At 63.9% G+C, this 13,147-nt stretch carries 11 protein-coding genes; 7 read left to right on the top strand and 4 right to left on the bottom strand.

The features are described 5' to 3' along the window. The first annotated feature begins 72 nt into the window (after positions 1–72). From N2604_RS36675 to N2604_RS36655, 5 genes are all read left to right on the top strand, one after another. Positions 73–984: an amino acid ABC transporter substrate-binding protein gene (locus N2604_RS36675; RefSeq protein WP_260372789.1), complete on the top strand. Its 912-nt coding sequence runs from the start codon at positions 73–75 to the stop codon at positions 982–984. Positions 985–1,109: 125 nt separating this feature from the next. Further along, positions 1,110–1,841, top strand: a complete 732-nt coding sequence (locus N2604_RS36670; protein WP_260372788.1) for an amino acid ABC transporter permease — start codon at positions 1,110–1,112, stop codon at positions 1,839–1,841. A 3-nt stretch (positions 1,842–1,844) separates the two neighbouring features. Next, positions 1,845–2,537 (top strand): amino acid ABC transporter permease, encoded by a 693-nt coding sequence (locus N2604_RS36665; RefSeq protein ID WP_260372787.1) that lies wholly within the window; start codon positions 1,845–1,847, stop codon positions 2,535–2,537. A gap of 12 nt (positions 2,538–2,549) precedes the next feature. After that, on the top strand, positions 2,550–3,281 hold the full coding sequence (locus N2604_RS36660; protein ID WP_025033726.1) for an amino acid ABC transporter ATP-binding protein: 732 nt from the start codon (positions 2,550–2,552) through the stop codon (positions 3,279–3,281). Positions 3,282–3,463: 182 nt separating this feature from the next. Beyond that, positions 3,464–4,324: a D-amino-acid transaminase gene (locus tag N2604_RS36655; protein ID WP_260372786.1), complete on the top strand. Its 861-nt coding sequence runs from the start codon at positions 3,464–3,466 to the stop codon at positions 4,322–4,324. Positions 4,325–4,448: 124 nt separating this feature from the next. Here the strand turns inward: N2604_RS36655 and N2604_RS36650 are convergent, their stop codons facing one another. From N2604_RS36650 to N2604_RS36640, 3 genes are all read right to left on the bottom strand, one after another. Next, a complete protein-coding gene (locus N2604_RS36650; protein ID WP_260372785.1) occupies positions 4,449–4,910 on the bottom strand; it encodes a carboxymuconolactone decarboxylase family protein in 462 nt (153 codons plus the stop codon). A gap of 26 nt (positions 4,911–4,936) precedes the next feature. Continuing rightward, the gene (locus N2604_RS36645; RefSeq protein ID WP_260372784.1) at positions 4,937–6,550 is read right to left on the bottom strand and encodes an MDR family MFS transporter; all 1,614 of its coding nucleotides are present in this window, start codon (positions 6,548–6,550) and stop codon (positions 4,937–4,939) included. 117 nt (positions 6,551–6,667) lie between these two features. Then, the gene (locus N2604_RS36640) at positions 6,668–7,849 is read right to left on the bottom strand and encodes an HlyD family secretion protein (RefSeq protein WP_260372783.1); all 1,182 of its coding nucleotides are present in this window, start codon (positions 7,847–7,849) and stop codon (positions 6,668–6,670) included. Between the two features lie 213 nt (positions 7,850–8,062). Here N2604_RS36640 and N2604_RS36635 point away from each other — a divergent pair, with 213 nt between their 5' ends. After that, positions 8,063–8,974, top strand: a complete 912-nt coding sequence (locus N2604_RS36635) for a LysR family transcriptional regulator (RefSeq protein WP_260372782.1) — start codon at positions 8,063–8,065, stop codon at positions 8,972–8,974. 12 nt (positions 8,975–8,986) lie between these two features. Here the strand turns inward: N2604_RS36635 and N2604_RS36630 are convergent, their stop codons facing one another. Next, a complete protein-coding gene (locus N2604_RS36630) occupies positions 8,987–12,418 on the bottom strand; it encodes an indolepyruvate ferredoxin oxidoreductase family protein (RefSeq protein WP_260372781.1) in 3,432 nt (1,143 codons plus the stop codon). Between the two features lie 151 nt (positions 12,419–12,569). On the opposite strand from N2604_RS36630, the gene N2604_RS36625 reads away from it, so the two are divergent. Next, on the top strand, positions 12,570–13,025 hold the full coding sequence (locus N2604_RS36625) for an Lrp/AsnC family transcriptional regulator (protein ID WP_260372780.1): 456 nt from the start codon (positions 12,570–12,572) through the stop codon (positions 13,023–13,025). The last annotated feature ends 122 nt before the right edge of the window (positions 13,026–13,147 follow it).

The raw sequence follows: 13,147 nt of genomic DNA, 5'->3' as shown, positions 1-13,147 counted from the left end.
CGAAAGTTACATTCTAATCCGGCTCGATTTGTGCTTGCATCCGGGCCGCATCATCCGAAAGGGGAAGAAAAAGTGAAACATTTCCGTCACATCGGGCTCGCGCTCGCCGCGACCTTCGTCGTCAGCCAGGCCGGGGCCCAGGAGCTGACCGGCACGCTGAAGAACATCAAGGACACCGGCGCGATCACGCTCGGCTTCCGCGACTCCTCGATCCCGTTCTCCTACCTCGACGACAACCAGAAGCCCGTCGGGTTCGCGATGGACATCTGCTACAAGATCGTCGAGGCCGTGAAGAAGGAGCTCAAGCTCGACAAGCTCGAGGTCAAGCTCAACCCGGTGACGTCGGCGACGCGTATCCCGCTGATGGCCAACGGCACCATCGATCTCGAATGCGGCTCGACCACCAACAATGCCGAGCGTCAGAAGCAGGTCGCCTTCACCAACACCCACTTCCTGACCGCGAGCCGCTACGTCTTCAAGAAATCGAGCGGCCTGAAGTCGATCGAGGACCTCAAGGGCAAGACCGTGGTCTCGACCGCCGGGACCACCAACATCAAGCAGCTCACCGAAGCCAATGTTGCCAAGGGCCTCGGCGCCAACATCATCCCGGCCAAGGATCACGCCGAAGCCTTCCTGATGGTCGAGACCGATCGCGCGGTCGCTTTCGTGATGGACGACATCCTGCTCGCGAGCCTCGTCGCCGGCTCGAAGAACCCGGGCGATTATGAGATCTCCAAGGACGCGTTCTCCAAGCCCGAGCCCTACGGCATCATGCTGCGCAAGGATGACCCTGCCTTCAAGAAGGTGGTCGATGCTGCGACCGCCGCGCTCTACACTTCGGGCGAGGCCGAGAAGATCTACAACAAATGGTTTACCCAGAAGATCCCGCCGAAGGGCCTGAACCTCAACACGCCGATCTCGGCCGAGCTGAAGAACGAGTTCACCAAGCCGACGGACTCGCCGAACCCGGACGATTACAAGTAAGATGCTGCTTCCCTCTCTTCGCATGCGGGGAGAGGGAAGACAGGCCGGCCATTCTGGATGGAGTGGCCGGACATTTGCATAGGCGCCCAGGACATCCATGACGGGCGCGTTCGCGCGGGGGACACGTGAACTACAACTGGAACTGGGGAATCTTCTTCCAGCCGAACCCGATGGGGACCGGCACCTATCTCGACATGCTGCTGTCGGGCTTGGTGCTGACCCTCAAGACCGCGGCGCTGGCCTGGGTGATCGCGTTGATCACAGGCTCGATCGTCGGCGTCATGCGCACGCTGCCGTCGAAGGGCGCCAATTGGTTCGGCTTCGCCTACGTCGAATTCTTCCGCAACATGCCGCTTCTGGTGCAGCTCTTCCTGTGGTTCTTCGTGCTGCCGGAGATCCTGCCCAAGGCCGCGGGCTTGTGGCTGAAACAATTGCCCAACGCGCCGTTCTGGACGGCTGCGATCGGAGTCGGCTTCTTCATGTCGGCGCGCGTGGCCGTGCAGCTGCAGGCCGGCATTTCCTCGCTGCCGCGCGGGCAGAAGATGGCGGCGACCGCGCTGGGTCTGACCACCGTGCAGGGTTATCGCTACGTGCTGCTGCCGATGGCCTTCCGCATCATCCTGCCGCCGCTGACGTCTGAATTCCTCAACACCATCAAGAACACTGCGGTCGCCATCACCATCGGCCTGCTCGAGCTGACCGGACAGGCGCGCTCGATGCAGGAATTCTCGTTCCAGGTGTTCGAGGCCTTCACCGCCGCGACCATCCTCTATCTCCTCGTCAACGCCGTCGTCGTCACCGCCATGCGCTTCCTCGAGCGCTGGGTCGCGATCCCCGGCTACATCACGGGGAAATAAGCGATGTTCGGCAATCTCGATTTCGACGTCATCCGCCGTGCGCTGCCCTATCTGTTCTACGAGGGCATGACGTTCACACTGACGCTGACGGCACTCGCTGCCCTCGGCGGCCTGGTGTTCGGTACGGCGCTCGCCCTGATGCGCCTGTCCGGATTCAAGATTCTGGGACGCATCGCCGGCATCTATGTCGACTTCATGCGCTCGCTGCCGCTGGTGCTGGTGATCTTCTGGTTCTACTTCCTGGTGCCCTATATCGGGCAGTGGGTGACCGGCGCCTCGCGGCCGATCAGCGTCGGCGCCTTCGCATCCTCGCTGATCACTTTCATCATGTTCGAGGCGGCGTATTTCTCCGAGATCATGCGCGCCGGCATCCAGTCGATCTCGCGCGGCCAGCCGGCCGCGGCCAGCGCGCTGGGGCTGACGTACGCCCAGACCATGCGCTACGTCGTGTTGCCGCAGGCCTTCCGCAACATGCTGCCGGTGCTGATCACGCAGACCATCGTGCTGTTCCAGGACACCTCGCTGGTTTACGTCCTGTCGATCACGGACTTCCTGGGCGCGGCGAGCAAGGTGGCGCAGCGCGACGGCCGTCTCGTCGAAATGTATCTGTTCGCTGCGATCGTCTACTTCACCATTTCCTGTGTCGCGTCCTACGGCGTCCGCCGCCTGCAGGCGCGCATCGCCATCATTCGATAGAGCGTGTCGATCATGATCGAAATCAGCCATGTCAACAAATGGTACAGCCCCACCTTCCAGGTGCTGACCGACTGCACCACCAATGTCACCAAGGGCGAGGTGGTCGTGGTCTGCGGCCCCTCGGGCTCGGGCAAGTCGACGCTGATCAAATGCGTCAATGCGCTGGAGCCGTTCCAGAGCGGCGACATCCTGGTCGACGGCACCAAGGTCAACGATCCCAAGACCAATCTGCCGAAGCTGCGCTCGCGCGTCGGCATGGTGTTCCAGCATTTCGAGCTGTTTCCGCACCTCAAGATCATCGACAATCTCTGCCTGGCGCAGGAGAAGGTGCTGGGCAGGGGGCACGACAAGGCGCAGGCCAAAGGCATGCAGCTGCTGGAGCGCGTCGGCTTGAAGGAGCAGGCGCAGAAATTCCCGGCGCAGCTCTCCGGCGGCCAGCAGCAGCGCGTCGCCATCGCCCGTGCGCTCGCCATGGATCCGATCGTGATGCTGTTCGACGAGCCGACCTCGGCGCTCGATCCGGAAATGGTCAGCGAAGTGCTCGACGTCATGGTCGATCTCGCCCGCGAGGGCATGACCATGATGGTCGTGACCCACGAGATGGGGTTTGCCCGCAAGGTCGCCAACCGCGTGATCTTCATGGACCGCGGCGAGATCGTCGAGGACGCGGCGAAGGACGATTTCTTCGGCAAGCCCCGCAGCGACCGCGCGCAGAAGTTCTTGTCGAAGATTCTGTCGCATTAATTGCTGTCGTCATTCCGGAGCGCGCGCAGCGCGAATCCGGAATCTCGAGATCCTTAGGTGCGCAAGTGCGCACCTTAGTTCAATGCTTCGCATTGCCCTGGAATGACGGATCGAGGGTTTATCGAGCCCGCCAAATCTCCTATACCGAGACAAATTCCCCTTCCCTCCCCAGGAGACCTGCCTTGGACTCGATCGCCTACGTCAACGGCTCATTCGTCCCGCTCTCGGAAGCCAAGATCTCGGTGCTTGATCGCGGCTTCCTGTTCGCCGACGGCATCTACGAGGTCTCGGCCGTGCTCGACGGCAAGCTGGTCGACAATGCTTCGCATCTGGCGCGGCTGGAGCGGTCCGTCGGCGAGATCAGCTTGAGGCTGCCGGAGACCATCGAGCGCATCACCGAGCTGCAGAAGGAGCTGATCGCGCGCAACAAGCTCGTGAACGGCCTCGTCTATCTCCAGGTGACGCGCGGCGCCGACAAGGGGCGCGACTTCCCGTTTCCCAAGGCCGACGTCAAGTCCAGCCTGGTGATGTTCACGTCCGAGAAGGACATCATCAACACCCCGGTGGCAAAGACCGGCATCAATGTCATCACGGTGCCCGACATCCGCTGGGAGCGCCGCGACATCAAGAGTGTGGCCTTGCTGGCGCAGGTGCTGGCGAAGCAGGCCGCGGCCGAAGCCGGCGCCGGCGAAGCCTGGATGCTGCAGGATGGCTATGTGACCGAAGGCGGCTCGTCCTCGGCGTTCATCCTGACCAAGGACGACGTCATCGTCACCCGCAAGAATTCCAACGCGATCCTGCCCGGCTGCACCCGCAAGGCCGTGATCGCACTTGCCGAAGAGCGCCAGCTCCGCGTCGAGGAGCGTTCCTTCACGGTCGCCGAAGCACTCGCCGCCAAGGAAGCGTTCATCACCAGCGCATCCTCCTTCGTGCAGCCGGTGGTCGGAATCGACGGCAAGACGATCGGCGACGGCAAGCCCGGCCCGATGGCGACGCGCCTTCGCGAGATCTATGTTGAGTTCGCCAAGGCGACGGCGGTTTAGGCCATCCCCACCGCTGTCATCGCCCAACTTGATCGGGCGATCCAGATGCCCCGGTCAAGCCGGGGCATGACAGTCGAGATCGAGGCGCGGCCCCGTGCGTATCACGCCCAAGACGCTCTCACCCCTACGCCACCGACGCCTTCACCTTCACCGGATGCACGGCGCGGAATGCGATCGCGATCCTGTTCCAGGCATTGATGGCACCGATCAGCATGGTCAGGTTCACCGTCTCCTCCTCGGTGAACTGCGCACGGACCTGTTCGTAAGTCTCGTCGGGCGCATGCGTCTCCGAGATCAGCGTCACCGCTTCGGTCCAGGCCAGCGCCGCGCGCTCGCGGTCGGAATAGAGCGGGGATTCACGCCAGGCATTGAGCAGGTAGATGCGCTGCTCGGTCTCGCCGCGCTTGCGGGCGTCCTCGGTATGCATGTTGATGCAGAAGGCGCAGCCGTTGATCTGCGACGCCCGGATCTTGACCAGCTCGATCAGCGATTTCTCGAGGCCCGTCGACTGGATCTGCGCTTCCAGCGCCATCAGCGCTTTGATCGTGTCGGGTGCGGCCTGGTAGTAGTTCATGCGGGGCTTCATGGTCGTTCTCCTTTTCTTTGGTTGGGTCAGTGGGCTCCGCCGGCCGAGACTTGGCCGGACTTCTTCAAGAAGAGGACGGCAACCAGGGCCACGATCAGCGCCATGCCGAGCAAATAGAAAGTGTCGCTGAAGGCGAAGATAAAGGCCTGCTTCTGCACGGTATGGCCGATCGCGACATAGGCGCGATGCGCGGCGTCCGCACGGTCGAGAACGCCGTGATTGACGAAATATTGCGTCAGCTGCTCCAGCCGCGTGCGCGTGGCCTCTTCGAACACCGAAACCGACTGCATTAGCACGTTGGAGTGATATTGCTCGCGCTTGGTCAGGACGGTTTGCAGCAGCGCGATGCCGACGGCGCCGCCGAGATTGCGCATCATGTTGAACAGGCCGGAAGCCGAGCCCGCATTCTCCGCTTCGATACCTGCGGTTGCGACCGCCGACAGCGGCGCCATCACCAGCGCCTGGCCGATGGCGCGAACGACATTTGGCCACAGCAGCTGGTCGGCGGCATAGTCGTTGGTCATGCCGATGTTCATGAAGTTGGATGCTGCGAACAGAACGAAGCCGACACCGATGATAATCCGCGCATCGAACTTCTGCATCAGGCGCGGCACCAGCGGGATCAGCACGAGTTGCGGCAACCCGGTCCAGGCCAGCACCATGCCGATCTGCTCGGCATTGTAGCCCTGAATGCGCGACAGGTATTGCGGCAGGATGAACACGGAGCCGTAAAGCGCGATGCCGAGCAGGAAGTTCGCGAGCATGCCGAAGCCGAAATTGCGGCGCACGAGCAGGCGCAGATTGAGCAGCGGCTTCTTCACCGTGAGCTCGATGATCAGGAAGGCGGTCAGCGCAACGGCGGCGATGACCGAGAGCTTGACGATGAACGGCGAGCCGAACCAGTCGTCCTTGTTGCCTTCCTCCAGCACGGTCTGGAGCGCGGAAAGGCCGATCGCCATGGTGATGATGCCGGCCCAGTCGCCGTCGCGGAGCAGCGCCAGCTTCATCGGCTTGGGCTCGAGTGCATACCAGAGCATGCCGACCATGATCGCGCCGGGCACGAGGTTGACGTAGAAGATGTATTGCCAGCCGAAATTCTCGGTGAGATAGCCGCCGATGGTCGGGCCGATCGCCGGCGCGAACGTCGCCGACAGCGCGAACAGCGCAAGGCCGACCGGCTGCTTGCCGCGCGGCAGCAACATGATGATCAGCGTGAAGGCCATCGGGATCAGCACGCCGCCGGTGAAGCCCTGGATGGCGCGCAGCACGATCATCTGCGACAGATCCTGCGCCAGCGCGCAGGCGGCGGACAGAACCAGGAACAGGATCGCGTTGGTGAGCAGGTAGATGCGGATCGAGAATACCTGCGCCAGCCAGCCGGACAGCGGGATCACGACGATCTCGGCGATCAGATAGGAGGTCGAGATCCAGCCGCCGTCGTCGATGCCGGCGCCGATCGCGCCCTGGATGTCCGCGAGCGAGGCGTTGACGATCTGGATGTTCAGAACCGCCATGAAGGCGCCGAGCGTGGCGCCGATCACCGCGATCCAGGTTTTTGTGGACACCGCCGGCGCCGTGGGCGCAGCAGGGACGGGGAGATTGGCGGAGGTGGCGTTGAGGGCCGGTTGGAGCGTGCTCATGGAAGCCTCGTCTCGGATACGGAGACAGGATGCGTTAGGCCGGTGGTTTCGATAATCGTGGAAGTTCTGGAAGGATCGCCCGGGCGGATTTGACAGTCCGGCCGGAGCCCGCCGGCTTTAGCCTCCGTTTGGGTGGGGTGCGTTGTCGGCCAGACGCTTTGCGCTGTCGCGCTCGGCCAGCACCGCCTGTTTGGTGTCGACGGTCGGCACCGCGGACATGCCCGGCCGCAGCAGGCCGGTGAGGCTGTGATCGTCGAGCACGATCTTCACCGGAACGCGCTGCACGATCTTGGTGAAGTTGCCGGTGGCGTTGTCGGGCGGCAACAGCGCGAATTCGAGCCCGCTCGCCGGCGACAGGCTGTCGACATGGCCGCGCAGGGTGGTGTTGCGGAAGCTGTCGACGTGCAGCTCGACCGGCTGGCCCGGCCGGACATGCGTGAGCTGGGTCTCCTTGAAGTTGGCAACGACATAGACGGCGTCGAGCGGCACCACCGCCATCAATTGCGTGCCGGCTTGCACGTATTGGCCCACGCGCAAGCTGCGGGCGCCGACCGTGCCGTCCACGGGAGCTGTGATTTCGGTATAGGACAGGTTCAGCGTTGCCTGCTGCGCGACCGCGCGGGCGCGTTCGAGCTGGGCGGCGGCCTGGGCGCGCTGGGTGGTGAGCACGTCGACCTTGCGCTGCGCGGCGACAAGGCCGGACTTGGCATGCTGCAATTGCGCGCTGCTGGCGCGCAGCGCCGCATCGGTCTGCTGCGCGCGCTGGATCGTGCCGGAGCCCGACTTCATGAGGTCGTCGTAGCGGGCGCGCTCCTCCTGCGCGAATTTCAAATTGGCGTCCGCAGCCGCGACATCAGCCGTGCTCTGCGCGATGATCGGTTGCTGCAGTTCGAGCTGGGCATCGATGTTGCGGACCGACGCCTCCGCAGCAGCGACATCGGCGCGGGCCTGGTCGAGTGCCGCCTTGAAATCGCGGTCGTCGATCTTCGCCAGCAGCTGGCCCGCCCGAACCTTCTCATTGTCGCCGACCAGCACCTTGGCGATGTAGCCGGAGACCTTCGGCGCGACGATCGTGGAGTCCGCCTTCACATAGGCGTCGTCGGTGGATTCGAGGTAGCGGCCGTTGGTCCAGTAATCGTGTCCGTAGTAGGCCATGGTTGCCGTGCCTGCGAGGAGCGCGAGCACCAAGGCCGCGCGCCGGACCCTATTCCGGGGCGGGATAGCGGGCGGCGCCTTGGCGTAATCGCGCGTGATTTCAGTTGCTTGCTGGAAGGTCTCGGTGCGGGGCATTTCGGACATTGCGGTCTCCTGTCGGCTCGCTGAGACTATCGGTCTTGCCGGCCAGGGTGATAATTGGCTAAATTCCGGAAGGATTATCCATTGAAAGTGGATAATCTGAGCCGTCACCCTGGTTCGTGATGTCTACCGGGTCAGGTGCGCGACTGCGCCAGCGCGATTGCCGTCTCTGTCGCGCAATTGCTGCTGAGGCGACATCCTCAAGCAAGGGAAGCCATGGATCGATTGACCAGCCTCGAAGTGTTCAGCCGGGTGGTCGAGACCGGCGGCTTCTCCGCAGCAGCCCGCAAGCTCAACATGTCGACCACCATGGTGAGCAATCACGTGCAGGCATTGGAAGACCGGCTCGGGGTGCGGCTGCTTCACCGCACCACGCGCAAGGTCAATCTGACCGAGATCGGCAAGGCCTATTACGACCGCTGCATCCAGATTCTCGCCGACATCGCTCAGGCCGACGACATCGCGAGCGAGTTGCAGTCGGTACCTCGCGGCACGCTGCGCATTCATGTCGCCACGCACATGGTGCCGTTCGTCGCGCCGATTGCGGCGAAACTGCTCTCGACCTATCCGGAGCTCAAGATCGATCTGCGCATGGGCGAGGCCGAGGTCGACCTCATCGAGGAAGGCTATGACGTTGCCCTGCGCATGACACAGCCGCCGGATTCGAGCCTGATCGTGCGCAGCCTTGCGACCTGGCGTCACGTGCTGTGCTGCTCCCACGACTACATCGAGAAGTACGGCCGGGTGCAGAAGCTCGGCGAGCTCGCCGGGCACAATTGTGGTCGGCACTTGAACTATCCGTTCGGCGACGAATGGCGGTTCCTCGATCGAAAGGGCACGCCGGCTTCGGTGCGCGTCTCCGGCAGCTTCGTCACCAACAGCGGGGAAGCGCTGCGGAAGGTCGCGCTGGAGGGCGCCGCCATCTGCCTGATGGCGGGGTTCCTCATTCAGGACGATCTCGAAGCCGGCCGCCTCGTGCGCCTGTTGCCGGAATATCGGACCGTCGAGCTCTCCATGAACGCGGTCTATCCGCATCGTCATCATCTGTCGGCGAAGGTGAGGACCTTCATCGACCTGCTCGTGCACCACAGCGCCGAGCAGCAGAAGCTGATCAACCCGTATTCATGAGCGACGCTGCGCTCAGGCCGCTCGCGCCATTGCCGGCCGGCCGAGCCGCGATTCGACCTCGGTCTTGACCTGCGCGATCGCAGCCTCTTTCACCGGCCCAAAGCCGCGGATGTTCATGGGGGCCTTGGCTACGGCAATGACATCTGCAAGGCACGCCGCGTCGAGCTCGCCCAGCATCCGCTCGATCAGGCCTTCATACCAGGCGATCAGTTCACGCTCGGCGCGCCGTTCCGCGGTGTAGCCGAACGGATCGAACGGCGTTCCGCGCAGTCCTTTCAAGCGCGCGAGCATGGTCAGGGGCACCTGGATCCACTGGCCGAAGGCGCGCTTGCGCGGACGTCCCCGTGCATCGCGCCGCGACTTCAGGAACGGCGGGGCGAGGTGGTACTGGATGCTGAAGCCGTCCTCGAATTCGCGCTTCAATTCGTCGAGAAAGCCGCTTCGCATGTGCAGCCGCGCCACCTCGTATTCGTCCTTGTAGGCCATCAGCTTGAACAGCGCGCGCGCGACCGCCTCGGTCAGTGCCTCGCTGTTCAGGCTCGCTTCGGCATTGCGGACTCTTGTGACCATTGCCCGGTAACGTGCCGCGTAGGCTTCGTTCTGATAGGCCGTGAGGAACTCGATGCGCCGCGCAATGATCGCATCGAGCGTCTCAACCTTTGGTGCATCCTCCGCCTTCGGCAGAAAATCCGCATCGGCCGCGGCGATCCGGCCCCAGGCAAAGGCCTGCTTGTTGCGTTCGACCGCGACGCCGTTGAGCTCGATCGCGCGCAACAAAGCCTGCAGCGAAACGGGGACGAGACCGCGCTGCCAGGCAAAGCCCAGCATGATGATATTGGCGTAGACGGCATCGCCGAGCAGGCGCTCGGCCAGCGCATTGGCATTGATCGTGTCGAGATTGTGCTCGCCGATGACCTGACCGATTGCGCGCAGCCGGGCCGGCGCAGCGAGATCGGCGTCGCGGAAGCGGACCACGTCGCCGGTCGGCATTTCCGCGGTGTTGACCGCGGCACGGGTGCCGCGGCGATAGGTGCCTGAGGCCTTCGGCGAGGAGCTGACGACGAGATCGCAGCCGATCAGCGCATCGGCCGCGCCCTGGTCGATGCGGACCTGGTGCAGCGCCTCGGGGCTCGCGGCCAGGCGAATGTAGCTCAGCACGGGCCCGAATTTCTGCGCAAAGCCGGTGAAGTCGAGCACCGAAACGCCGCGGCGTTCCAGATGCGCCGCCATGCCGATCAGCGCGCCGACGGTGATCACGCCGGTGCCGCCGACGCCGGTCACCAAGAGGTCGTGGGGCCGGTCGAGCGTTGCGGTCGCGGGCAGGGGAAGCGTTGCGGCGCGGCCGGCCGCATCGATCCGGCTCGCGCTCTTCTTCCGCCGCGTCGCGCCTTCGACCGTGACAAAGCTCGGGCAGAAGCCGTTGAGACAGGAAAAATCCTTGTTGCAGGCCGACAGATTGATCTGCCGCTTGCGGCCGAACGGCGTCTCCTTCGGCTCGACGCTCAGGCAGTTGGATTCGACCGAGCAGTCGCCGCAGCCTTCGCAGACGAGATCGTTGATGTAGGCGAACCGCTTGGGATCGGCCATCTGCCCGCGCTTGCGCCGGCGCCGCTTCTCCGTGGCGCAGGTCTGCTGATAGATCAGGACCGAGACGCCGGAAACCTCGCGCAGCTCGCGCTGCACGGCATCCATCTCCTCACGCGGATGGATGGTCACGCCGGATGGCAGGTCGGCCGGCCTGAACTGCGCGGGATCGTCCGACACCAGGGCGATGCGCTCCACACCTTCGGCGCGGACGCTGTGGGCGATGGCATGGACGCTGACGGGCCCGTCGACCGGCTGGCCGCCGGTCATGGCTACCGCGTCGTTGAACAGGATCTTGTAGGTGATGTTGGCCTTGGCGGCGATCGCCTGACGGATCGCCATCGAGCCGGAATGGTAGTAGGTGCCTTCGCCGAGATTCTGGAACACGTGCTTGTGCCCGGTGAAGCGTGATGAAGCAGCCCAGTTCACGCCCTCGCCGCCCATCTGGATCAGCGAGGAGGTCTCGCGGTCCATCCAGCTCGCCATGAAGTGACAGCCGATGCCGGCCAGCGCCTTCGATCCTTCGGGCACTTTGGTCGAGGTGTTGTGCGGACATCCCGAGCAGAAATAGGGCGTGCGCGTCGCGCCGCTGACATTGATCGTGCGCGCGGCTTCCGGCATCAGGGCGGCCGCGCGCGCGGCGAGATTGAGACCCGGAAACATCGGATCGAGCCGGCGCGCCAGCACGTTCGCGAGAGCGCGGGGGGACAATTCGCCGATCCAGGAGATCAGCCTTGCGCCGGTTTCGTCGTGCTTGCCGACCATGCGCTCGGGCTTGCTGCCGGGATAGTCGTAAAAGTATTCCTTGAACTGGCTCTCGATGATGCCGCGCTTCTCCTCGACCACCAGGATCTCGCGCTTGCCCTTCACGAACTCCATCGCATCATGCAGCGCCAGCGGCCAGACCATGCCGACCTTGTAGACGTCGATGCCGATGCGGCGGCAGGCCGCTTCATCGAGGCCCATCAGCCGCAACGCTTCCATCAAATCGAGATGAGCCTTGCCGGTCGTGACGATGCCGTAAGTCGCGCTGGGGATATCGTAGATGTGGCGGTCGATCGGATTGACCTTGGCGAAGGCGTAGACCGCGTGCTTCTTCGCCTCCAGCCGCTCCTCGATCTGCGGGCCCGGCAAATCGGGCCAGCGATAGTGCAGGCCGCCCGGCGGCGGCGTGAAGTCGGGCGTGCGGAACATGCGCGGCGGGCGCAGCGCGACGGATGCGCCTGATTCCACGATCTCGGAGATCGCCTTGAAGCCGACCCACATGCCTGAGAAGCGGCTCAGTGCGTAGCCATATTCGCCGAACGCCAGATATTCGCCGACGTCGGCCGGATGCAGCATCGGCATGAACCAGCTCATGAAGGCGACGTCGGACTGGTGCGGCATCGAGGAGGAGACACAGCCGTGATCGTCGCCGGCGACCACCAGCACGCCGCCATGCGGCGAGGAGCCATAGGCGTTGCCGTGCTTGAGCGCGTCGCCGGAACGATCGACGCCCGGGCCCTTGCCGTACCAGAGCCCGAAGACGCCATCGACCTCGCGGTCGCCTTGCGTCTCGACCTGCTGCGAGCCGAGCACAGCTGTCGCCGCGAGGTCCTCGTTCACGGCGGGGAGGAATTCGATGCGGTCCTGCTTGAGCCGCTCCTGGATGCGCCAAAGCTCGAGATCGATGCCGCCGAGCGGCGAGCCGCGATAGCCGGAGACGAAGCCGGCGGTGTTGAGCCCGGCCGCTCGGTCCCGTCGCGCCTGGTCGAGCGCGATGCGGACGATGGCCTGCGTGCCCGTGAGGAAGACGCGGCCCTCCTCGCGCTCATAGCGATCGGAGAGCTCGTACGTGTCGAGTGAGGAAATGGCGTCCATGGCGGACCTCGCGCGGCATCCTGCCCAGTGATGGAAGGTTATGCCCGGGCCGCTGGTAGGTCTTACCTATTTATCCTTTCCATGGCGGAAATACGGTAGAATTTTGCATCGAGGGGTGAAATTTGGTAGATCTGCTCGAATTGGAGCTCCCATGATCGAAGAGCACGACACCCGCATTCTCGCCCATCTCCAGCGAGATGGCCGCGCCACCAACCAGCAACTCGCCGACCAGGTCGGCATGTCCACCTCCGCCTGCTGGCGGCGGGTGCGGGCGCTGGAGGAGAGCGGCGTCATCCAGGGCTATGCGGCGCTGGTCGCGCGCGAGCAGGCGGGCTTTGCGATGTCCGCCATCCTCCACGTCTCGCTGGAGCGGCACGACGCGAAGTTCGTCGACGAATTCGTGGCGAGGGTCACCAAGCGCCGCGAGGTGCTGGAGTGTTTTGCGACCACCGGGGACGCCGATTACCATTTGCGCGTCGTCGTCCAGGACATGGCGGCCTACAACCGCTTCCTCGACGAGTTCATGTTCCGCATCCCCGGCATCCGCTACGTCCGCAGCAACGTGGTGCTGAAGGAGATCAAGACCAGCGTGGCACTGCCGTTTTGAAGGAGGTCCTACGGCAGAGCGGTATCAATCTCCCGTAAACAGCATAGGGCTGCAAATTGGTAAACGGAACATGCCATTCGTCGACGTTCGGCCTCGCAGCGGTATTCCCGTCAGTTTTGTCG

The organism is Bradyrhizobium sp. CB1015 (assembly GCF_025200925.1).
In the GTDB taxonomy this organism is placed as follows: domain Bacteria; phylum Pseudomonadota; class Alphaproteobacteria; order Rhizobiales; family Xanthobacteraceae; genus Bradyrhizobium.
This window is presented reverse-complemented; position numbering and strand designations above follow the sequence as displayed.

Excerpts from the sequence above, each read along its gene's own strand:
- N2604_RS36665 (WP_260372787.1), top strand. The coding sequence starts at position 1,845 with ATGTTCGGCAATCTCGATTTCGACGTCATCCGCCGTGCGCTGCCCTAT.
- N2604_RS36660 (WP_025033726.1), top strand. The coding sequence starts at position 2,550 with ATGATCGAAATCAGCCATGTCAACAAATGGTACAGCCCCACCTTCCAG.
- N2604_RS36650 (WP_260372785.1), bottom strand. The coding sequence starts at position 4,910 with ATGAAGCCCCGCATGAACTACTACCAGGCCGCACCCGACACGATCAAA.
- N2604_RS36645 (WP_260372784.1), bottom strand. The coding sequence starts at position 6,550 with ATGAGCACGCTCCAACCGGCCCTCAACGCCACCTCCGCCAATCTCCCC.
- N2604_RS36640 (WP_260372783.1), bottom strand. The coding sequence starts at position 7,849 with ATGTCCGAAATGCCCCGCACCGAGACCTTCCAGCAAGCAACTGAAATC.
- N2604_RS36635 (WP_260372782.1), top strand. The coding sequence starts at position 8,063 with ATGGATCGATTGACCAGCCTCGAAGTGTTCAGCCGGGTGGTCGAGACC.
- N2604_RS36630 (WP_260372781.1), bottom strand. The coding sequence starts at position 12,418 with ATGGACGCCATTTCCTCACTCGACACGTACGAGCTCTCCGATCGCTAT.
- N2604_RS36625 (WP_260372780.1), top strand. The coding sequence starts at position 12,570 with ATGATCGAAGAGCACGACACCCGCATTCTCGCCCATCTCCAGCGAGAT.